This is a genomic window from Arthrobacter sp. ISL-85, from assembly GCF_018613675.1.
GTDB lineage: Bacteria > Actinomycetota > Actinomycetes > Actinomycetales > Micrococcaceae > Arthrobacter.
Genome location: NZ_JAGGPQ010000027.1, coordinates 23611 through 44685 on the forward strand (window position 1 = coordinate 23611; position 21075 = coordinate 44685).

Consider the following 21075-nt stretch of genomic DNA (forward strand, 5'->3'; position numbering starts at 1 on the left):
TAAAGCGCCGCGGAGTGCCGGTCCGCTGGCTAGGCTGGCGGCATGGACTTTGAACTGCGCCAGGCCACCCCGGAGGACGCCGAGGCTGTGGTGCTCATGCAGACGCTGGCGCACGAGGAGTGCTACGCGGACCTGCTCTCCCCGGATTTCTTCCGCCACCGCAGGGCCAGTATCCCGGAGCGGGTGCAGCGCCGGCGGGCCTTTCTGGCCACGGAGGAGCCGCGGATCCTCGCATATGACGCCAACAACGATCTGGTGGGCTACGCCGACGCCGGCCCTGGCCGGGAGGATGACGCTCCCGAGGCGCTGGAGCTTTACTCGATCTATACTCTCCGGCGCACCTATGGCACCGGCCTCGGGGCAGCATTGGTGAGCGCCGCCGTCGGCTCCGGCCCGTCGTATCTCTGGGTGCTGGAGAACAATCCGCGGGCCCTGGCCTTCTACCTGAAGCAGGGTTTCCGGCCGGACGGCAAGCGCAACACGTTACCGCCGGAGTGGGAGGCGCTGCCCGAATTCCGGCTGGTCCGCCGGGCTTCGGCAGGAGCACCACGGTGAGCAGGACCTATGCCTACTTCGCCGGTCTGGTGGGGACTGTCTGCGTGGCGTTCATCCTTGCCATGCTCTTCCTCCCGCTCACGCGGACCATCCGCAGCGACGTGCTTCAGGGCTTCCTGATCGGCTTCGGCCTGGCCTTCGTCACAGCCCAGGTTTACGCCAGGATTAAAGCAGTCCGGATCAACGGGTGGACCACCCTGCCCCGCCTGGGGAACCCGGGCAACGGCATGCTGATGCGCGCTGCCTGCGCGCAGCTGTTCCCCGGCCCCGTGAACGCAGCGGAGGAGGCGGTGTACTGGTGGGCCAACTCCGACGGTGCCGGGGCGGCGCTGACCGGGCAGCAGGAATACGTCCTGCATTTTCCCGCGGGCGGCCTCCCTCCGAACAATGCCTTCTGGTCTCTGACGATGGGTGACGCGGGAAACCGGTTCGTCGCGAATTCCCTCCGAAGATACAGTGTGGGCGACAGGTCCGGGCTCGTCCCCAACCCGGACGGCTCCGTTGACGTCCATATCCAGAACGAGCCTCCGGCAGGCCGCGAATCCAACTGGCTGCCTGCTCCGTCCGGGAAGTTCATCCTCTGGCTGCGCGTGTACCAGCCCCGCGCGGCCATACTGGACGGCAGCTACAGGGTGCCGCCGGTGGCCAGGGTGGAAGGCGGGCAACGGTGAGGCTCGAACACCTGCTCATTTTCGGTTCGGTCATGGCTGCGACCTGGTTCGTGGCCATCTACTTTTGGCCCCGTATGCTCCTGTCCGTGTTCAAGCGGGCCATCCTGGTGAAAGGGTTCGGCGATGGGCCCATACCCGTGAATACGCTGTACACCCAGCGGGAGGACCTATTCGCGGATCCCCTTCACGTGCCGGCCGGTGGATCGAAGGTGGCTTCCGCGGGCGTAAACCGCGACACGCTTCTTACCCTGGGCTGGCTGGACCTCTCGAAAGGACCGCTGGTCCTGCAGGTACCGGACATGGCGGACCGGTACTACAGCGTGCAGTTCACGAATCCGTCGAACAACACCAACTTCGCGTATGTGGGCAGGCGCACCACCGGCACCGCGGCAGGTGGCTTCCTCATCACCGGGCCGGGCTGGGACGGTGAAGTCCCCGCCGGAATGGGGCACATTGCGTCGCCCAAACGGTCCGTCCTCCTCATTGGCCGGGTGCTGGTCTACGGCGACGGTGACATCAAGGCGGCCTACCACCTCTCCAAACAGATGCGGTTGACCCGGCAGGCCTAAAGCGGGCCCGAGGTCATCCCGCGCGGAGCTCTCCTTCGCGGTTGGTGGGAGAATGGAGCGAGGAAACCTGTCACGGCGCCGGCCCGGCAACGGCAGGTCCCGCCCAGCAAACCAGGAGGGGATCCTGATGGACCCCACCACACTAGTTGTCATCGTCCTCGTCATCCTGCTGCTGATCGTGGCCAAGATGTCCATCCGGATTGTGCGCCAATTCGAGAAGGGCGTGCTCTTCCGGCTTGGCCGGGTCATGGGAGTGAGGGAGCCCGGGCTGCAGCTGATCATCCCGGTCATCGACCGGCTGCCCCTGGTCAGCCTGCGGATCGTCACCATGCCCATCCAGTCCCAGGGCATCATCACCCAGGACAACGTGAGCGTGGACGTTTCGGCGGTGGCGTACTACCGCGTGGTGGACGCCGTGAAGTCCGTCATCGCGATCGAGAACGTGGCCGCGGCCATCGACCAGATCGCCCAGACCACGTTGCGGAAAGTGGTGGGCCAGCACACCCTGGACCAGACCCTGTCCGAAACGGCACGGATCAACGCTGACATCCGCGAGATCCTCGATGTGCTCACCGTCGAATGGGGCGTTGAAGTCACCCTTGTGGAGCTGAAGGACATCCAGCTGCCCGAAAGCATGAAGCGCGCCATGGCGCGCCAGGCTGAAGCCGAGCGCGAAAAGAGGGCAAAGATCATCGCCGCGGAAGGTGAAGCCATCGCCGCGACAGCCCTCGGGGATGCCTCCGACACCATGATGGCCCACCCGCTGGCGCTGCAGCTCCGGAACCTGCAGTCCCTGGTGGAGATCGGCGTAGACAAGAACACCACGGTGGTCTTCCCCGCCCCGCTGATGAGCACCATTGGTGAGCTGTCCGCCTTCCTGGCCCGCGAAGGCCACGCGGCAACGTCCGGCAGCACTTCGCCCATCAAAGCGGCGTAAACGCCGCCGCTCGCCGTAAATTCCCCGCCGTTCGGCGCGTCAACAGTACGTTTACTGATGATTTTGCATGATGATTGCCGAAGGCAACGGGCCCCTGCTAATTACAAGGCCTTTCGCCCCTGGATCGATCGGACATCGACGTCTTCGACAAGCAAAGGGAATCAACCATGGGCTTCCTGGACCGTGACCACTCCATCGCCCCGCCGGGCTTCAACCGCTGGCTGGTGCCGCCCGCGGCGCTTGCAGTCCATCTCTGCATCGGCCAGGCCTACGCCACCAGTGTCTACAAGACCGCGCTGGTCAAGCACTTCGGGGCAAGCCTGACCGAGGTCGGCGTCATCTTCTCCATCGCCATCGTGATGCTGGGCCTCTCCGCCGCGGTGATGGGCACCTGGGTGGACACCAACGGCCCGCGCAAGGCGATGTTCACGTCCGCGATGTTCTGGGTGGGCGGCTTCGTGATCGGCTCGGTGGGCATCTTCACCCGCCAGCTCTGGCTGGTGTACCTGGGCTACGGCTTCGTGGGCGGCATCGGCCTGGGCATCGGCTACATCTCGCCGGTGTCCACGCTGATCAAGTGGTTCCCGGACCGGCCGGGCCTGGCCACCGGCATGGCGATCATGGGCTTCGGCGGCGGCGCCCTGATTGCCAGCCCGGTCTCCCAGGCCCTGCTCAAGGCGTACGACCCCAACTCCGGCGCCCAGGGCTGGGTTGCCAGCGGCGATGCCGTGGGAAAGCTCTTCCTGACCCTCGCCGTCGTCTATCTCGCCTACATGCTGTTCGGCGCGTTCACCGTCCGGGTGCCCGCTGACGGGTGGCGCCCCGCAGGGTTCGACCCCGCCAAGGTCAAGGCCGCCAAATTGGTGACCACGGAGAACGTCTCGGCCAGGAACGCCATCAAGACGCGGCAGTTCTGGCTGGTGTGGGTGGCGCTGTTCTGCAACGTCACGGCGGGCATCGGCATCCTGGAGCAGGCCGCTCCCATGATCCAGGACTTCTTCCGGCAGTCCGACGGCAAGTCCCTGGTCAGTGCCGGTGTGGCCGCGGGTTTCGTGGGGCTGCTGTCCATCGGCAACATGTCCGGCCGGTTCGCCTGGTCCGCCACCTCCGACGTCACCGGCCGCAAGCGGATCTACATGGTCTACCTGGGCGTGGGTGCCGTGCTGTACACGGTGCTTGCGCTTGCGGGGTCCTCCGCCACTGCCCTCTACGTGGTGCTCGCCTTCGTCATCATCTCGTTCTACGGTGGCGGATTTGCCACCGTCCCGGCCTACCTGCGGGACCTGTTCGGGACATACCAGGTGGGCGCCATCCACGGCCGGCTGTTGACCGCGTGGTCAGCCGCCGGGGTGGCCGGACCCTTGATTGTCAACGGCATCCTGGACGCGCAGGGCAAACCCGGCCAGCTGAATGCCGCGTCCTACCAGCCCGCGCTGCTGACCATGGTGGCGCTGCTGATCATCGGGTTTGTGGCCAACCTGCTGGTCAAGCCCGTCGACGCCCGATTCCACGAACCCCGCCCCGAGCGGCGCACATCTTCCATGGAGGCCTGACATGAGCAGCACCGCACACACCCACGGCGCCCACGAGCCGGTCAAAAAGTCCACCGGCCGGCTGGCCCTGGCCTGGGTCCTGGTGGGCATACCGCTGGCCTACGGCGTCTTCCAAACATTGACGCAGGTGGCCGCGCTGTTCGGGTGAGCCTTTGGCCGACTTGGTGTCAGACTGGCCCAGTTTTGGCGGCCGCACGGGCTCCGCTGCCCGGTGTTTTCCGGGCTGTCCGGTGAAAACTGGGCCAGTCTGGGGCCCCGGCGTCACGCCTGGCATGCTTTCAGGGGAACGGCCGACGCCGGGACCCGGGTTTCCGGGGTTTCGTCGGTGCAGGTGCGCGGAAAGTGTGCCCGGCGTGACGCCCGTGCGACAGCTTTTGGCCGCCGCGGCAGTGACGAGCCGGCGGCGCAGGACAGTTGCCGTAACCCACGTGACCAGGCTGCACCCCGCGGCACCCCAGAGAATGTCCGTCACAGCCACCAGCGCCGTGAACGTGCAGTTCCACCCATACAACCTGGCCCCCGCTCCGAACACTAGGTGGACAAGGCCGGCGCGGCTGAGTTGTTGTTGGATGCAACCGTGCCCGGAGGGGTGCGGACGCGGCCTGTCGTGCGGCAGCGCGCGGCGGACCAGGGGAAAGGAATCTGTCCGTGAACGAAAAGAGCCGCAAGGCCCTCATCAGCAGCGTCATCGCCGTGGTGGTGGCGGTGCTCATCGCCCTCGCCGGAAGCCAGGGCGGATCCAGGATCGGCGGGTTCCCGGTCTTTGCGCTGGGGGTTGCCATCGCCTTCGTGATCCAGTGGCTGGTGTTCATCCCCTCCTACAAGGCGCAGACGGAGAAGTTCTACGACCTCACCGGTGCCCTGACCTACATTTCCATCACGGTGTTGCTGGTGCTGGCATCGCCGGGCGTAGACGCCCGCGGCATGATGCTGGCGGCCATGGTGGTGCTGTGGGCCGCGCGGTTGGGCAGCTTCCTGTTCCTGCGGATCAGCAAGCACGGCAAGGACGACCGCTTTGATGAGCTCAAGCCGGACTTTTTCCGCTTCCTGAACACGTGGACCATCCAGGGCCTGTGGGTGGTGCTCACCGCGGCACTCGCGTGGGTGGCCATCACCTCGGACAAGAAGGTGGGCCTGGACGGGTTCTTCTGGGTGGGCCTGCTGGTGTGGCTCGTGGGCATCACCATCGAAACCTTGGCGGACCTGCAGAAGAACCGGTTCAAGGACGTTCCCGCCAACAAGGGACGCTTCATCAACACGGGCCTGTGGTCCGTGTCCCGCCACCCCAACTACTTTGGCGAGATCACGCTGTGGGTGGGCGTGGCCATCATCGCCCTGCCGGTGCTGCAGGGCTGGCAGTGGGCGGCCCTGATTTCGCCGGTGTTCGTGGCGCTGCTGCTGACCAAAGGCAGCGGCGTGCCGCCCCTGGAGAAGAAGGCGGACAAGAAGTGGGGCGGCCAGGCGGACTACGAGGAGTACAAGAAGAACACTCCGGTGCTGGTGCCCAGGTTCAGGTAGGACTTCTTCGGGCAAGGCGTACGACGGCGGCACGCGGGTTGGGTGCCGCGGTGGTACCGGCCGCTGGGGACCTGAGGGATATCCAGAACAGTTGTGTTAGGGAGGTACGGTGCATGCGCGGAAGCAGGTATCTGTTACTCGTGACTTCCCCTTGCCCTGACTCCTAGTCTCAAACGACAGTGCGGCCATGCGAATGGCCGTCTGCCATGTAAATGCTGCTGGGGCAGGGATTCCAACTCTGGGGAGCAACTATGCGAGACGGTGGATTAGGTCGACAAGGCGGTCGGGGCAGCAACGGCAAGATTTCGTGGCTTGGCTTACCGCGGGGAGGAGATCCCTCCGGAGGTCATCATCCACCCGGGTCCCGTGACTTGCGGCCTCAGGCGATGCTGACGGCGCTCCTGCTTGCGATTGAGGGTGGCATGGTGCTGATGCCGGTTGCTGCGACGGCCGCAGGACCGGAATTGCCGCCTGCCACGAACTGCTCGGTGCGGCTTTTTCCGGGCCTGGGCGGCAGGGGCAGCAACGTGACCGCAGCTACCGGTAACGGCCTGGCGGTCGGACTCGCCGATAACGCGGCGGGTGAGTCCGCGCCCGTGCTGTGGCGTGACGGTCAGCCGGCACCTATCAACGTCCCACTTGACGCGGCGGCGCCTGCGTCGGTGAACGCGGCTGGAGTGGTCGTGGGTACCGGGTACGACGCCGCCAACCAGGCCCTCGTGGGCTGGTGGTGGCAGGACGGGCAGTACCATCTGCTCCCCGTCAGCCCGGGTGATATCGCCCTCCCGTCAGTGATTTCGGACAACGGCGTTGTAGCCGGGGCCTTGGTCGCTGACGAGGAGCACTCCGACGGACCCGGCGCTGACGAGGACGAGCGACCCGCCGTCTGGTCCACCGTGACCTCCGCCCCGCGGGAGCTAACGCTGCCGTCCGGTGCACGCGGCGGTCATGCATTCGCGGTCGGCCCCGACGGCACTGCCGGCGGAGTGGCCCTTGGCGACGACGCAACTCCGGTCCTGTGGTCGCCGACCGGCGCCCCCCGGGCCTTGCCAACCGTTGCCGGGCGGGGCGGTGTAGTACTCGGGATCGACTCCGCCGGGCAGGCGCTGGGCCAGAGTGCCGTACCGCAAGGAACCCACGCAGCCACATGGGACGCTTCCGGCGTCACGGACGTAGGCACAGCGGCCGCCGGTCCCTCTTCAAGCGCGCAGGCAGGCGCTGCGGGGATCGCCGTGGGAACGGGCAGCAGTCCGTCCTTCCGCGGGTCCCGGCCCCAAGCGGTGATGTGGATGGGCAAGAGCGCGCGGATCCTGCCCCCAGGTACCGACAGCCAGTTCGCTGGAGTGTCGGGGGCGGCAACCTCCGTTTCACGTCAGGGTGCCACCACCGTGGTCGTCGGTTACTCCGCGGCAGTTGACGGACTTCGCCGCGCAACCGAATGGAGCTGCAAGTGAACGGCCACGGGCCCATGCGCCATCCACTGCGCAGAGTGCTGGCAGTTCTGCTGGGCACCGCCCTTGTCCTCGCAAATGTTTACTTCCTCGCCACCTCACGGGAGCAGGCTACCGCCGCGACTTCGGTGAGCCTGGGTTTCGCCGGCGACACCGGTGGCAACACAGTGACTGGGAAGGTGATCGACGCCGCGCGCAACGCAGGGGTCGGGGCAATGATGAACCTCGGTGATCTGTCATATTCCCAGATCACCCCGGAGTCTGCCTGGTGCTCGTTCGTCTCACAGCATGCCGGAACCATGCCCTATGAATTCATCACCGGCAACCACGAGGACGACGGACCCGATGGGCTGTGGTCCAAGTTCGCTTCCTGCCTCCCGGACAAGCTCGGCTCAGTCGGGAACTATGCCCAGCAGTTCTACACCGACTACCCGGCCAGCAGCCCCCTGGTCCGGATGATCATGGTTTCCCCGAAGCTGACATACAGCGGTTCGGGCCTTGACTGGTCGTACAAGTCCGGCACCCAGGGCTACAAGTTCGTGACGTCGGCAATTGACTCGGCGCGCGCTGCCGGGATCCCGTTCATCGTCGTGGGGATGCACATGTACTGCCTGTCCATGGTCAATTACCCCTGCGCCGCCAGCCCTGACCTGATGAACATGCTGGTGTCCAAGAAGGTGGATCTGTACCTTCAGGCACACGACCACGCCTACGCGCGCAGCTATCCTCTCGCGTTCAAGGGCAGTTGCACGGCAATCCCAGTCAGCAGCTTCAACCCTGACTGCGTGGCTGATACGAACCCCAACGGGCAATTCGCCGCCGGAACCGGGACTATCCTGGCCACGGTGGGGTCGGGCGGCAGGTCGATCAACAGCGAGAACAACACCACGACGGCGCCGTACTTCCAGAGTTTCATGGGCAGCAACAACAACCCAACGTACGGCTTCCTGAAAGTGTCCGTAACGAGCACTACTTTGACGGGTTCATTCGTCCGTGCCTCCGGCGGGACCTACACGGACAGTTTCACAGTCACCAGGTCGGCACCTGCACCGAGCCCGACGCCGACACCCACGCCAACACCCACATCGACGCCGACGGCCACAGCCACACCCACGCCGACCCCGACGGCCACAGCCACACCGACCCCAACCCCAACGCCAACGCCCACACCGACTCCTACGCCGACAACGACCTCGCCGACGCCGACAGCGGTCTCGGTCCGGTCGACGGCAACCGGAGCCGGCGAGCTGACTGCATCAGGCTCGTACACGCCCACCCTGCCGGCAGGCTGGCAACCGGGGGACACAGTGTTCCTGTTCTCGCAGGTGACTGTTTCCAGCTCGGCGAACACCTCTGCCCCAACGGGATGGACGCAGGCAGTGGGCGACTTCACCAGCGCCGGATCCACCTCGGCACACCAGGCGGTCTGGTACCGGGTGATGCAGGCAGGGGACAGTGCGCCCAACGTGCCTGAACCCGCCTCCCGGTATGCTTGGTCGACGGTTGCGGTACAGGGCGCAAACACCACCACGCCACTGGACGTCACACCTGCCACTGACACCAACAGTGGGGTGGCATACCCGGCAGTCCGGGCGCCATCGATCACGCCCGTAACTCCGGGGGCGTTGTTGCTGACGGCACACGGGGCGCGGAACGGCACCAACTCGGCAACCACGTCATTCGCGCCACCGACGGGGATGTCCGAGCTCGGCGACGCAACGTCCGGCATTGCATCCAAGTCGAACGCGGCCATCGAGGTCGATTCGCTCCTGCTGACCGCTACGTCCGCCACGGGCACGAAGACCGCCACCGCGACCTCAAGCTCCGGCACTACCGTCAACCAGTGCGGCTCGGCCATCGTGGTTCGGCCAGCAGGGTGACCCGAGTGATTAACGGGTAAGGCCTGCCCGAAGCAGGTCTCGATCAACGACGGCGGCACCCGTTTGGGTGCCGCCGTCGCCCGTTCATCAGAGACCATTTAAGCCATCAAGGGGAGTACTCCCGTCCGTGAGGGACCCGTCAATACGGATGCAAGGCCATCGCCGTGACGATCCTTTTTTCATCTATGAGTTCTTCGCCCGCGTCCGCAAACCCCACGAGCCGTCCATCGGCGAATCGGCGCCCTGACAGGCAGCGGTCTGAGTCTGGTAGCAACGCTTTGCGGGCGCGGGAGGCCCTCGCTGCGCCGTCATAGCTTCCGCCGCAGGTTTCGCGCAGGAGTCGGGAAGGATTGCCCCAGATCGGGGAAAACCGGTAATTCGAGTGAGGCGGCACCGCTAGGCTCGTTCGTGGCGTCAGCATAATGGGGGCTGACGCACCCAACTTTTCATGCACAACCCGGGGGAATTGCATGTCCAGCCACACGTCCTTGCCCAAGACAACGCCCGCACCTCGCACCCGCTGGGCGGCCGCCGTCGTCGTTTCCGTGTTGCTGGCCCTCTTCGGTGCCAACCTGCCGGCGGTGGCTGCCGACACGGGCACCACCGCGACGGCTACAGTCCAGGCCGCGGACCTGCTCGAAACCCTCCCAATCAAGGGCCGGGCGCCTAAGACCGGGTACGAGCGGTCCCTGTTCGGGCCCACATGGGCGGACGTGGACCAGAACGGCTGCGACACCCGCAACGACATCCTCAACCGGGACCTGACGGACATCACCTACGTCAACAGCGTCCCGTGCACGGTCAAGACCGGCGTGCTCGCCGACCCCTACACGGGCACCGTCATCGACTTCGTCCGCGGCACCACCACCAGCAGCGCGGTCCAGATCGACCATGTGGTTGCACTCAGCGACGCCTGGCAGAAGGGCGCCCAGCAGCTGACCACGGAGCGGCGGACTGCGTTCGCCAACGACCCGCTCAACCTGCAGGCGACGGACGGGCCCACCAACCAGCAAAAGGGCGACGGCGACGCCGCCACCTGGCTGCCTCCGGTCAAGGGCTTCCGGTGCGAGTACGTGGCACGGCAGGTTTCGGTGAAGGCGCGCTACAGCCTGTGGGTGACGCAGGCGGAGCACGATGCGATCGCGGGCATCCTCGCCAACTGCCCGGGCCAGCCTGCGCCGACCACCGTGCAGCCTGCTTCCGCTGCCACCACCGTTTACTACGCCAATTGCGCCGATGTGGTCGCCGCCGGAGCAGCGCCGCTCTACGCCGGCACCCCGGGGTACCGCGCCGGCCTGGACGGCGACGGCGACGGCGTGGCCTGCGAGGGCTGAGTACGCCCGGTCACGGCTCTTGCGCGCGTCCAGCGCCCACCGTTCGGCCGGGGGATTAGGGCTTACGACGGCGGCATCCTGCCCGGGTGCCGCCGTCGCTGGGGAGGGCAACCAGCGACGGCACTGGGGCGATCTTCCTGGTGAAGGTGGTCGCGCGCCGGGTGCGGCGATTTCGAGGGGAGGTTAACGCGGCGTCCCCGGTTGCGCTGGCGGAGGGGCGTCTTTCTGCAACGCCACACCTGCGATGATAGCGCCGGCTAAGAGTAGTACTAACGGTGTTTGGACAATCGAGCCCAGAAGTGAGAGCCCGGAATCCGCGATGGGTTTCGACGCCGCGATGAGGCATGCGATGTCTATTGCGAGGGCCACCAGATAACCGGCGATGAAACAGACTATGAGCGCGGGCGGCCTGTAATTCCCGGATAGAGCCCGCACCGCCGAATCGTAGGCCAAATACTTGAGCCCGATAAAGGTCGGCGTGAAGGTCAGGAGGAAGAAGACGTCCACCTTTTCCGGAAACTTGAAGAGCGGGACGTTTGCGCGGCCCTGGTAGACGCCCTCGGAAAAGAACCACAGGCTGCCCAAATGAATCCCGATCAACAGGACTGAGACCAGTCCATACCGCAGCCACGTTCCACGCCGTGTCATCCCCATCGCTCAGTATGGCAATATCACGCAAGGAATTTTCAATGCATTTGCGGCAATTTTGAGGTGGTGGCGGCGGTGCAGGCCCTTTATGCCCTTCCCCGGAGGGGCCGCAGATGGCAGATTGTTACCTTGGCAGCGGGATATTCGAAACAGGAACTCGCACACTTAAGGGGCAGCCGTGGCGCACGCCGAGAACCAGATCACCATCAGCCGTTCGCCCGACGAGGTGTACCGGTTCCTGGCCGACGGGTTGAACAACACCGCGTGGCGGACAGGCGTTCAATCCATCTCGTTGAAGAGCGGCACGGCCGGAATGCTGGGCGCCGTGTACAGGCAGACGCTGAGCGGGCCGGGTGGGCGGGCCATCGACGGCGACTACGAGATCACCGCAGCGGAACCCGGCAGGCTCCTCGGCTTCCAAGTAGTGGCGGGTCCTGCCCGTCCGTCCGGCGCCTACCACCTCAGCACGTCCGACGTCGGGACAACCGTTCGCTTCACGCTGGACCTGCAAACCAAGGGATTGATGAAACTCCTCGGGCCGATGGTCCAGCGCACCATGGACCAGGAGGTCGCCCAGTTGGCCAAGCTTAAGGCAGTCCTAGAGGCGCGGTAGCTGAGGGTTGCGTGCCGCCAGTCGGGCGTTGTAAGGCAAACTTGAGTCTGCTCACACGAACGAAAGCAGGATCCCGTGATCACTCTCCAGCAGGACGCCGACGGTTTTGTCCGGATGAACCGGCATTACCCGGCCAGCGTCCGCATTCGAATCGCCTTCAATGACGGCAGCACCGGGGAGTTTTCGGGCCGGACCCTCAACAACGCCTACGACGCTGCCCTCGCCGAGTTCCGCGCCAGGAACGGGCTCGACGCGCGCGGGTTCAACCGCGTCCCGGCGAGCCGCACCAACTCCGGCAACAAGGTGGACTTTGTTCCCGTGCACCCAGGCATGGGGGAGTAGCCCGAACGCTCCCGGAAGTTGGGGCCTCGGTTGGTGACGGGTCACACTGAAACTACGTCGGCGTGCCGGTGGGCCACCTTCCACTGGCCATCCTCGCGCCGGTAGACCTGGGTTGCCCGGAGCGTGAGGTTGGTCGGATCGCCGTCCCTGCGGAAGGAAATGCGCTCGATGCCCGCGGTGTACGCCATATCCCCGATGACGTCGCACGCCTGCAACTCCAACTCCCGCGACGTGCAGTTGGAAAAGCTGTTTTCCAGGAACCTGAAGGTTTCTTCCACTTCTTCCAGTCCGTAAGCGTTGCGGAACGCTCCCAGGATGCTCACGGGCTCGTTGCGCGACCAGATGGCGCGCCGGGGGTTCGCGTCGCCGTTGTGCAGGGCCACTTCCGCGTCATGCAGCGTGGTGCTGACCCACTGAAGGAAGTCATCGCGGTCACTCATGGCGTCAAGGTACGCGCGCCGTGCGTGCCCGGCAAGGGCTGAAGGTCCACGGTGCAGTAGCCCGCGTTTACAGCTGGCCGGCGCTGTCCTGGTGGGCTTTGACGACGAAGTGTTCCACACGCCGGTCCGGAACCAGCCAGATCAGCGCGACAATGGTGAAGACGGCCACTCCCAGCAGCGGCTGCACCAGGGTGAGTGCGATGCCGGTGAGGTAGATCAGTGGCGAGGCCTTGCCCTTCCAGTCCCTCCCCACAGCCTGGGCCAGGGCCCCGTCCTTCCCCTGCACGGCGATCAGCCGCCGTTCCAGGATGAAGTAGGCGATCGCGGCGCACAGCAGGTTGATGCCGTACAGCAGCACGGGGACCTGCAGGAAGCCGGACTCATCCATCCACCGGGTGGTGAACGGAAACAGGGACAGCCAGAACAGCAGATGGAGGTTGGCCCACAGGACACTGCCGCTGACGCGGTTGGCGAGCTGGATCATGTGGTGGTGGTTGTTCCAGTAAATCCCCACATAGACGAAGCTCAGGAGGTAGGTGAAGAGCATGGGCAGGATGGCGGCGACGCCTGCCCATGTTGGTTCCTCGGGCGCGTGCAGTTCGAGCACCATGATGGTGATGATGATCGCCAGTACGCCGTCGCTGAAGGCTTCAAGCCGGTTTTTGTTCACCCGAATATCATGCACGCAAAGCCACGCGGGCAGGATGTCACATGATGGTGACCGTGCCCGCGTCGCCATCAACGGTGACTTTCCGTCCACCGGCCAGCCGCTGCGTCGCCACCCCGGTTCCCAGGACGGCCGGAATTCCGTACTCGCGGGCCACGATGGAGCTGTGGCTCAGCGGCCCGCCCACATCGGTCACCACGGCCGATGCCATCGCGAACAGCGGAGTCCAGGCCGGCGTGGTCATGCGGGCCACCAGCACCTCGCCGGCCTGCATCTGGCCAAAGTCCTCCGGGCCCCGCAGGACCCGGGCCGGCGCGGTCACCCGGCCCGAGCTCGCGCCGGTACCCTTGATGACGTCGCCGGCCTGCTGCTGGGGGCCTCCCGGCATCATCGAGCCGAAGGCCTTCTCCATCCACGCCTTCTGGGGGAGTATCTGTGGGGCCAGGGCCTTCGCCTGTCCCCGCCACAACATCCTGCGTTCCTCCACGGCCTCGGCTCGGACGGGACGGGCCGCCCCGGCAAGGGCCACGCCGGCTTCCGGTTCCGCCAACCCAAATCCAGCCGCACTCTCAAGCTCCTGGAAGCGCAGCCAGAACACGTCGTCCGGCGCAGCGATGACCCCCGAGAGCACCAGCCGCCGGCCCAGCTCCAGCAGCATGCGCCGCAGCAGCGGCCAGGCAAGGCCGACGTCGGCCAGCGCGTCCTCGCGGACCGGCGCAGTCTCCTGCGCCCACTTCAGCAGACGTAGGAACAACCGTCGGCGCCGCGGTCCCAGGCGGTCAACGACCTCACGGGTCAGCGATTCCCGCCGCTCCGTCAGCAGCCGCTGCCGCTCATGCGGGTCCGTGCCCTGCCCGCGCAGGTAGAACTTCACCGTCTCCAGCTGGGCGGACGGGTTATCGGCCGGCACCGGGGTGGCAAAGTCCAGGTTGTAGACCGCGTGGCCGTAGAGGGCCAGATGCTCCTGGAAGGTGAACCGCCATTCCTGCCACAGGGCGTCGTCCACCCCTGCCGGTGCCGAACCGGTCCGCAGGCCCTCGGCGAGCTCCGCCGTCGGCCGTTCCAGCAAAACGGAAACCAGCGATGGATCGCTGCGCGCCCAGCCTGCGAGGTCGTACAGCGACTTCTCGGCCCGGATGGGTTCGCTGTCGAAGCCGAGCAGGAAGTCCTGTGCGGGTGGACCGCCGTCGCGCCGGACGGATTTGTAGAAGCCCCGGAAGGAGAGTTCGCTCATATCGGCCAGCGGAATGATGGACTGGACCGCGGTGTAGTACACGGTGCCGGCGTCCAGCAGGGCCTGAACGCCCGCCAGCAACTCCCCACCGGAAAGCTCTGCCGGCGGTTTCACAGACCAGTCCCTGATCACTCGTTCGTAGCGCGGATGAGAGTAGTCGCGCCAGCCGCTTATGCCCATGTGCGCCGTGCCGCGGAACAGCGACCCCATGGCCGGGACCGTCCGGGCCGTCATCCGCAGCATGGGCCAGGTGCGGTAGTAGTAATAGGCGTAGCCGTTGACGGCGGGGAAGCTGACGTCGCCTTCGCGGAGGGAATGCTGGCCCAGCGCGTCGTTCATCAGGGCCGAGATAGAGCGGGACACCGAGCCGTCGATGAGGTCGGCGAAGAGCGGGGAGAGCGGCTCCGGCATCTGCTCCACGATGCTCGCCCGGAAGTAGAGGCCCTTGGGGTAGGGAACAGGCCATTCCGTCGGGACGTCGGCCGCGGGTTCCGGCAGCGCGGTGATGGGCCGGGACTGGAGAAGGAAGAACCTCCCGTCGGCGTGCGCCCACTCGATGTCCTGCGGCGCCCCGAAGTGGTCAGCGATCCGTTGGCCGTAGGCGGCGAGCTCGGCTGCCGCGGCATCGTCCAGGACGGGCGCACGGCGGCGGGCTTCCGCCACCTTCTCCTCGGCCGTTCCGTTCTCCGTGGGGACGGTCATGAGTTCCTTGTCGGCTGTCTGGCGGGAGAGGACCTTGCCGGTTGAGGAGTCCACGGTCAGGTCGTCCGTGGTGACCGCGCCGCTCACCACGGCCTCACCCAGGCCCCACGCGGCGCTGATCACGGTCTGGTCGCGCCGGCCGTTGGCGGGGTTGGCGGTGAACATCACCCCGGCTGCCTCGGCCTCCACCATCTGTTGGATCACGACGGCGAGACGCACCTGGCCGGGCAGCACGCCTTCGCGGGCACGGTAGGCCATGGCGCGCGCCGTCCAGAGCGAGGCCCAGCAGTCAATGACGGCCTTGGTCAGCGCGTCCGCGCCGCGGACGTTCAGGTAGGTTTCCTGCTGGCCCGCGAAGCTGGCGGAGGCGAGGTCCTCGGCGGTGGCGGAGGAGCGGACGGACACCGCCGTGTATCCACCGCCGAGGCGTTCGTAAGCGTCCTTCAGGTCGGCTTCGATGTCCGATGGCATGGCGCCCTTGCTGAACAGGGTCCGGATCAGCGCGGAGGCGTGCTCATAGTCCTCCGGCGTTGTCTCCGGCGGGAGCGCGGCCAGTTCCTGGATGGCTTCCCCGAGGTTGTTTTCGCTGACGAAGTCCGCGTACGCGTCCGTGGTGAGGACCACTCCCGGCGGCACCGGCAACCCGGCCTGAATCAGGCCGCCGAGGCCCACGGCCTTGCCGCCCGCCCCGGCGATGTCGCCGGGCCGCACGTCCCCCAAGTCCCTGACGTATGTCATGACGCTGCCTCCTTGCTGCCCGCCGCCGTCGTCCGTTTCCCCAGCGCTGGCCGTTTCCACAACACAGTCGCGAGGACCGCGACCCACAGCAGGAACGCCCCGATGCTGATGCGCTCGCCGACGCCCAATACGAGGTTCGGTCCCGGTGCTGCCATGAAGGCGACCATACCCATGAGCGCCGACATTGCGAGCGAGACGATGGAGTACACGCGCATCCGGCCGTGGAACCCGGCGGCGGCGAAACACATCGCGGCGACCATGAGCGCGAGCTGGATGTTGGTGGCCACGATGTGCATGGGAACGGAGGTGTCGTCCCCCAGACGCAGCGGGAAGAGGGCGCCCATGATGTTCCACAGCCCGTAGGCGGTGAGCAGGCCGGCGGCGATGCGCAGTGCCCGGTTCCCGCGGACGGACGTCCAGACGCCCACCCCGAAGGCGGTGAACAGAACTGTGTAGAGCCAGGTGAACGGGGCCAGGACCTGGTAGCCGGGGGAGCCGACGGCGAACAGTTCGCTCACCATCTGCCCGGTGCGGCGGTAGCCGGCCCACTGGGAGGCCGCGATGCCGTCGGTGAACACCACGTACAGCAGCGACGACTGCGGCCCGGCGGCGAGGAGGCTGGCGCGGAGGACGTCAGTGCGGCCGTTTTCGAACGGTACGGCGCGCCGGCGCCGCGGGAGCCGTCCTCCTGCAATTGACATGTCCGGATGTCCTTCGAGCCCGCGGACCAACAAGCGGCCCCGGCGCCGGGCACGCGGGCGTAGGCCCTGGCGCCTGCCTGTTCCAGCGTGTGCCGGGCCGCCGGACCTTGGTAGGGCCGAACGGCCTTGGGGTTCGATGGCGCAGGAGTGTTGTCCCCCTACTTCTGCCATTAGGTATCCCGGCATATTGACTGCCTTCACGCCGGGGAATACGTTCCGCCTTACCGGTGGCAAACACCCCGTAGTCCACGGAGTGGGGCGCCGCGCTGACCATGCCAGGAGGAAAGACATGCCAAAATACCTGTTCGAAGCGACGTACGTGGGCCAGGGCATTAAGGGGCTCATGCGGGAAGGCGGCACCGCACGGCGTGATGCGGTGACTGAGGCCGTCAAATCCGTGGGCGGAACGCTGGAAAGCTTCTACTACGCTTTCGGTTACTACGACGTCCTGGGCGTCTTCGACATACCGGACGATGCCAGCGCCGCAGCACTGTCGCTGTTGATCAATTCGTCGGGGAACGTCAATGTCCGGCTCAAGCCGCTCCTCACCGTGGAGGACCTGGACGAAGCCGCCAAGAAGACGCCGTCCTACCGGGCGCCGGGACAGTAGGGGAGTCAGTCAGGTTGGGCGCGGGCCGTCGTCGTAAACGTACGACGGCGGCCGGCTGGCTTTGGGCGACTTACTGCGGGCACTGCCTGGTTGCGAGGAGGGCGAGATCGTAGATCAGTTGCTGGACTTCGCGCTCGCGGCCGCTGGTCCTGGGGATCGGTGCGTGGGCGGCTGGGATCCTTTTGTGGGGAGGAGCGGGAACGGGCCGAGGGGCCGGCCTTACGGACTTCAGTTCTTCGGCGCCCCCGTTGCAGCCAGCGCCTGAAGATGCATCAGCGGTCATCGCAATCGTCCCCCTAGCCGAGCTTGTGTCACCACCTTAGGAAACGGGAATGCCATCCCCAAGCGGTTTTGTCCATGGTGGAGACTAATTGCCGCAATCTTGAGGGAAACCTGCCTTCTCCGGGCCGTGCAGGTACATGGAGGGCGTCTTACGGAAGCCCCGCCCTGCTCCTAGCCGTTGTCTGCAGCCTGTCCGGTGTCCTCCCACATGACATCCAGGTTGTGGAAGATCACGGGCCCGTCGCAGAGTTCCGCCATCTTCGCAGCGAACTCCGACGTTTCCGGCCGGCCGGAGTTCTCCATTGCCGAGTCAAAGGAATCGAAGTCCACGATGGTGAAGTAGTGCCCGGGGTGGTCCCTGTCCGCCGTGGCGAGAATGCGGCGGAAGGTGGCGGGGGTACTTCCCCCGATGCTGGAGGGGCGGCCCAGCTCCTCGATCTCCTTGATGCGGGACGACGTGAATTCGATGATCTGCACAAACCCGGCCATGATGGCTCCTTTGACGGCGGCGGACGTTGATGCGGATCACGGTAGACCCGGCGGCGGGCGGGGCACAGGGGAGAAGTGCCCTACTTAAGTGCCTGGCCGGCCCGCCTGAGTCGCGTGAGTCCGGCCACGTTATTTTGAGTAGCTCTAAATAACGCCGTAAACTTGTATGTAGGCCACCGTTGCCCTCGAGTACCGCGCAGGTGAACATCCCCGGCGGGCAGGGCAGCGAACCGACCCCCGGAACCCCCTTTCCTGCTCGAGCGGCACCGGAACCCCACTGGCCCTGATCCTGAACCCCAAGGAGAATCCATGTCTTTGCTGGCAGAACGCCCCACAACCCCCGAGGATGCTTCCGGCGCCACCGTCGCCGGCACGGCACGGGCAGGGGGCAGCTATGTAACCCACCCGGACGGCAGCGCCGCGGCCCGCACTGAAGGCACCTATGTCACCGTCGCGGGCAACCGGGTCCTGCGCTCCGTCACCCACGGCAGCTATGTCACGGCAGCCGGGGCTCCCGCAGTTTCCGCCGGCTCTGTCGAGGGCAGCTACGTAACGCTTCCGGCGGCAGCTTAGGCCCAGCGCCTTGGGTGCATGGCACCGTGCGGCGTAAGTAGGGAGGCGGACGGCGACACTCGCGTGTCGTCGTCGGCCTCCTTTGTTATTAAAGCCGGCCGCCCTCGGCGCCCGGAACGGCCCCGGCGCCAGCTATACCTTGGATCCGTTCCCCTTCCGGGGGCGGATGGTGCGGAAACAGGGGGCGTGGTTCCGGTCCTGCCATACTGCGCCGGAAGGCCGTCCGGCAGTGTCCCGGCGTCAGCTCTGCTGACTCACGCTGCCGCGGTGGAGGTCCCGGTCCAGCCCGTGGCCCGCGGCCAGTTGCGCCAGCAGAAAACCCAGCTGTGCTGCCTGGTCGCCGGTCAGGGGCGCGAGGAGTTCAGCTTCGTGTTGTTCGGCGATGCCGCGCAATTCATGCAGCACCCGCTCGCCGGCGTCCGTGAGGTGCAGTTCGTAGTTCCGCCGGTCCGAGCTGCTGCGGACTCTGTTCACCAGCCCGCGCCCCTGGAGCGAGTCGATCAGCGGGACCACCCGGCTGGGAACGATGCCCAGCTTTTCCGCCACCGACCGCTGGCTCAACCCGGGCGAGCGGGCCAGCAGGCGGATAACGCCCGCGTCGCTTGGCGTGAGGCCGATTTCACGGGTGCGCTCGGCAAACCGGGACGATGCCACGGCGCCGAGCTGGGACAGGAGGAAAGCTGTCCGCTTCGACTGGCCCTGGGTGGCTGGATTCATGGCTCCAGAATACATCCTTGACAGAATAATTCTGTAGGTGAACCATTTTGTAGTCAGGCAATTCCCAGACAGCCACGGCCCTAGTGGAAGGGTGCAGCCATGACCGATAGTGCAGTTTCAAATGGACGCAGCGGAGCCCGCTCCGGCGGCCCGCATCCCGGCGTTCTTGCCATCGTGAGCCTGGGAATCTTCCTGGCCAGCCTGGCTGCAACAGCCGTGATCACCGGCGGCCAATGGTTCGTTTCCCTGTTCGCGCCTGCCGCTGATGTCACCGGGCTCCTCCGGCAACACGGCCTGGCCGCGGAGCTGGCCGGCATGCTGCAGTTCGGTTCGGCCGTGCCCCTGGGGATCCTTGCCGCCACTGTTTACGCCCGGCAGCTTCGGCTCGGGGTGCGGGTCCCCGGACCGGCCATTGGCTTCTTCGGCGGCATCAGCGCGGCGGTGTTCCTTATGCTCTCCGGCCTGGTCTCGTGGCTGCTGGGCCGGCCCGAGGTCACCGCGGACACGGCCCTTGCACAGGCGCTCGCTTTCCTCGCTTATCTCACGGGAGGCGTGGGCTTCGTTGTGGGGCTTGGCCTGCTGGTGGCCGGCATCGCCGTCCCGTCACTCATCCTTGGTTTCATACCGCGGTGGCTTGCCTGGGCCGGCCTGGTCATCGCGGCACTGTCCGAGCTGAGCTTCCTCTCGATGGTCCTCGAGCCGTTCCAGTTCCTCCTCCCGGTCGGGCGCTTCGGTGGACTCATCTGGCTGATTGCCGCCGGGTTCCTGCTGCCCAACCGGCGCGCGGCAGCCAACCAGGAACGGCGCACCCAGTGGACAGCACGGCAATGACGACGGCGGGGCACGCCATGGCGGGACAGGACAGGCCAATGACCGGCAAGGTCGCGCTGGTCACCGGGGCGAGCAGGGGCATCGGCGCCGCGATTGCTGCCGTATTTGCCGACGCCGGCGCGCAGGTGGTGCTGGCTGCCCGGGACGGCGACGGCCTGGCCAGGCAGGCGGAGGCCATTCGCCGGTCCGGGGGCAACGCGTTGCCACTGCCTGTGGATGTGGCCAGTGAGGACTCGGTGGGAGCACTCCTGGCCGAGGTCCAGCACCGGTTCGGGCGGCTGGACGCGGCCGTCAACAATGCGGCAGGCGGCGGGCGGCCACCAGCTCCGCTCGTCGACTGGACCAGCGCCGAGTTCGACAGTGCCATCGCCGTCAGCCTGCGCGGGGTGTTCCTTTGCCTGAAGTACCAAATCGAACTGATGCTGGCAGGCGGGGACGGCGGGGCGATCGTGAACATGTCCTCCACGGCCGGCGAACAGGGCGTGGCCGGGCTGAGCGGATACGTTGCCAGCAAATTCGGCGTGGGAGGCCTGACCCGGGTGGCGGCCCTTGATTACGCCGCCCGGGGTATCCGGGTCAACGCGATCGCACCCGGGCCCATCCTCACGGACCGCCTCGCGGCAGCGGGGGATGCCGCGCAGGACCGGGTGGCCGCGTCAGTGCCGGTGGGCCGCATCGGCACCACCGCGGACGTTGCCGCCGCAGCATTGTGGCTGTGTTCCGAGCAGTCCAGCTTTGTCACCGGTACGGTGCTGGCCGTCGACGGCGGCCGGCTCGCGGGGACTCCAGCGTTCAACACAAGGACCTAGGATGCTTTGTCTTTCTCCATGCAGTGGATGCCGCGTGTAATCCAGCGCTCCTGTCGCCGTGGCACTGGCAGCAGGAAGTGTAAGGGCACCATCCGGCAATTGCATTCCGGCATCCCCAGACCCCTCACGCCGATAGGGGAGGGCAAACGCTGTTGACGAGGGGACCAGCTGAACCAGAGAACTACCCGGTGGTCCCGTTGATGTCCATCTT

General features: G+C 66.3%; 23 protein-coding genes. 16 read left to right on the forward strand and 7 right to left on the reverse strand.

Annotation, left to right across the window (positions count from 1 at the left end; translation table 11 throughout):
* The first annotated feature begins 42 nt into the window (after positions 1-42).
* From J7I84_RS19580 to J7I84_RS19625, 10 genes are all read left to right on the forward strand, one after another.
* Entirely contained in the window at positions 43-555 is a 513-nt protein-coding gene (locus tag J7I84_RS19580; protein WP_214946186.1) for a GNAT family N-acetyltransferase, read from the forward strand.
* Entirely contained in the window at positions 552-1226 is a 675-nt protein-coding gene (locus J7I84_RS21945; RefSeq protein ID WP_214946187.1) for a DUF1214 domain-containing protein, read from the forward strand. Before J7I84_RS19580 ends, J7I84_RS21945 begins: the two co-directional genes overlap by 4 nt.
* Positions 1223-1795 (forward strand): DUF1254 domain-containing protein, encoded by a 573-nt coding sequence (locus J7I84_RS19590; RefSeq protein WP_214946188.1) that lies wholly within the window; start codon positions 1223-1225, stop codon positions 1793-1795. The genes J7I84_RS21945 and J7I84_RS19590 overlap by 4 nt, the downstream gene beginning before the upstream one ends.
* A gap of 127 nt (positions 1796-1922) precedes the next feature.
* Positions 1923-2732: a slipin family protein gene (locus tag J7I84_RS19595; RefSeq protein WP_214946189.1), complete on the forward strand. Its 810-nt coding sequence runs from the start codon at positions 1923-1925 to the stop codon at positions 2730-2732.
* 167 nt (positions 2733-2899) lie between these two features.
* Positions 2900-4285 carry an OFA family MFS transporter gene (locus tag J7I84_RS19600; RefSeq protein WP_214946190.1) on the forward strand — a complete coding sequence of 462 codons (1386 nt, stop codon included), beginning with the start codon at positions 2900-2902 and terminating at the stop codon, positions 4283-4285.
* A 1-nt stretch (position 4286) separates the two neighbouring features.
* Positions 4287-4433, forward strand: a complete 147-nt coding sequence (locus J7I84_RS19605; protein ID WP_214946191.1) for a hypothetical protein — start codon at positions 4287-4289, stop codon at positions 4431-4433.
* A 500-nt stretch (positions 4434-4933) separates the two neighbouring features.
* The gene (locus tag J7I84_RS19610) at positions 4934-5803 is read left to right on the forward strand and encodes a DUF1295 domain-containing protein (protein WP_214946192.1); all 870 of its coding nucleotides are present in this window, start codon (positions 4934-4936) and stop codon (positions 5801-5803) included.
* A 527-nt stretch (positions 5804-6330) separates the two neighbouring features.
* Positions 6331-7257, forward strand: a complete 927-nt coding sequence (locus tag J7I84_RS19615) for a hypothetical protein (RefSeq protein WP_214946193.1) — start codon at positions 6331-6333, stop codon at positions 7255-7257.
* On the forward strand, positions 7254-9134 hold the full coding sequence (locus J7I84_RS19620; RefSeq protein ID WP_214946194.1) for a hypothetical protein: 1881 nt from the start codon (positions 7254-7256) through the stop codon (positions 9132-9134). The genes J7I84_RS19615 and J7I84_RS19620 overlap by 4 nt, the downstream gene beginning before the upstream one ends.
* A 470-nt stretch (positions 9135-9604) precedes the next feature.
* Complete coding sequence (locus tag J7I84_RS19625) at positions 9605-10468, forward strand: DUF1524 domain-containing protein (RefSeq protein WP_214946195.1); 864 nt, start codon at positions 9605-9607, stop codon at positions 10466-10468.
* Between the two features lie 183 nt (positions 10469-10651).
* On the opposite strand, the gene J7I84_RS19630 is transcribed toward J7I84_RS19625, so the two are convergent.
* Positions 10652-11053, reverse strand: a complete 402-nt coding sequence (locus tag J7I84_RS19630) for a hypothetical protein (protein WP_214946196.1) — start codon at positions 11051-11053, stop codon at positions 10652-10654.
* 241 nt (positions 11054-11294) lie between these two features.
* Here J7I84_RS19630 and J7I84_RS19635 point away from each other — a divergent pair, with 241 nt between their 5' ends.
* A complete protein-coding gene (locus tag J7I84_RS19635; RefSeq protein ID WP_214946197.1) occupies positions 11295-11729 on the forward strand; it encodes an SRPBCC family protein in 435 nt (144 codons plus the stop codon).
* A gap of 75 nt (positions 11730-11804) precedes the next feature.
* The gene (locus J7I84_RS19640; RefSeq protein ID WP_214946198.1) at positions 11805-12071 is read left to right on the forward strand and encodes a hypothetical protein; all 267 of its coding nucleotides are present in this window, start codon (positions 11805-11807) and stop codon (positions 12069-12071) included.
* Between the two features lie 41 nt (positions 12072-12112).
* Here the strand turns inward: J7I84_RS19640 and J7I84_RS19645 are convergent, their stop codons facing one another.
* From J7I84_RS19645 to J7I84_RS19660, 4 genes are all read right to left on the reverse strand, one after another.
* Complete coding sequence (locus J7I84_RS19645) at positions 12113-12511, reverse strand: nuclear transport factor 2 family protein (protein ID WP_214946199.1); 399 nt, start codon at positions 12509-12511, stop codon at positions 12113-12115.
* A 67-nt stretch (positions 12512-12578) separates the two neighbouring features.
* Positions 12579-13181, reverse strand: coding sequence for a TMEM175 family protein (locus tag J7I84_RS19650; protein WP_214946200.1), 603 nt, complete (start codon positions 13179-13181; stop codon positions 12579-12581).
* 37 nt (positions 13182-13218) lie between these two features.
* Positions 13219-15852 (reverse strand): PEP/pyruvate-binding domain-containing protein, encoded by a 2634-nt coding sequence (locus J7I84_RS19655; protein WP_214946201.1) that lies wholly within the window; start codon positions 15850-15852, stop codon positions 13219-13221.
* On the reverse strand, positions 15849-16553 hold the full coding sequence (locus tag J7I84_RS19660) for a DUF998 domain-containing protein (protein WP_214946202.1): 705 nt from the start codon (positions 16551-16553) through the stop codon (positions 15849-15851). Before J7I84_RS19660 ends, J7I84_RS19655 begins: the two co-directional genes overlap by 4 nt.
* A 289-nt stretch (positions 16554-16842) precedes the next feature.
* Between J7I84_RS19660 and J7I84_RS19665 the strand changes: the two genes are divergently transcribed.
* Positions 16843-17163 (forward strand): GYD domain-containing protein, encoded by a 321-nt coding sequence (locus tag J7I84_RS19665; RefSeq protein ID WP_214946203.1) that lies wholly within the window; start codon positions 16843-16845, stop codon positions 17161-17163.
* 453 nt (positions 17164-17616) lie between these two features.
* On the opposite strand, the gene J7I84_RS19670 is transcribed toward J7I84_RS19665, so the two are convergent.
* On the reverse strand, positions 17617-17934 hold the full coding sequence (locus J7I84_RS19670) for a hypothetical protein (protein WP_214946204.1): 318 nt from the start codon (positions 17932-17934) through the stop codon (positions 17617-17619).
* A 309-nt stretch (positions 17935-18243) separates the two neighbouring features.
* Here J7I84_RS19670 and J7I84_RS19675 point away from each other — a divergent pair, with 309 nt between their 5' ends.
* On the forward strand, positions 18244-18507 hold the full coding sequence (locus tag J7I84_RS19675; protein ID WP_214946205.1) for a hypothetical protein: 264 nt from the start codon (positions 18244-18246) through the stop codon (positions 18505-18507).
* Between the two features lie 240 nt (positions 18508-18747).
* Here J7I84_RS19675 and J7I84_RS19680 read toward each other — a convergent pair whose 3' ends face one another.
* On the reverse strand, positions 18748-19224 hold the full coding sequence (locus J7I84_RS19680; RefSeq protein ID WP_214946206.1) for a MarR family winged helix-turn-helix transcriptional regulator: 477 nt from the start codon (positions 19222-19224) through the stop codon (positions 18748-18750).
* Between the two features lie 99 nt (positions 19225-19323).
* Between J7I84_RS19680 and J7I84_RS19685 the strand changes: the two genes are divergently transcribed.
* On the forward strand, positions 19324-20055 hold the full coding sequence (locus tag J7I84_RS19685; protein ID WP_214946207.1) for a hypothetical protein: 732 nt from the start codon (positions 19324-19326) through the stop codon (positions 20053-20055).
* Positions 20037-20864 (forward strand): SDR family NAD(P)-dependent oxidoreductase, encoded by an 828-nt coding sequence (locus J7I84_RS19690; RefSeq protein ID WP_214946208.1) that lies wholly within the window; start codon positions 20037-20039, stop codon positions 20862-20864. The genes J7I84_RS19685 and J7I84_RS19690 overlap by 19 nt, the downstream gene beginning before the upstream one ends.
* The last annotated feature ends 211 nt before the right edge of the window (positions 20865-21075 follow it).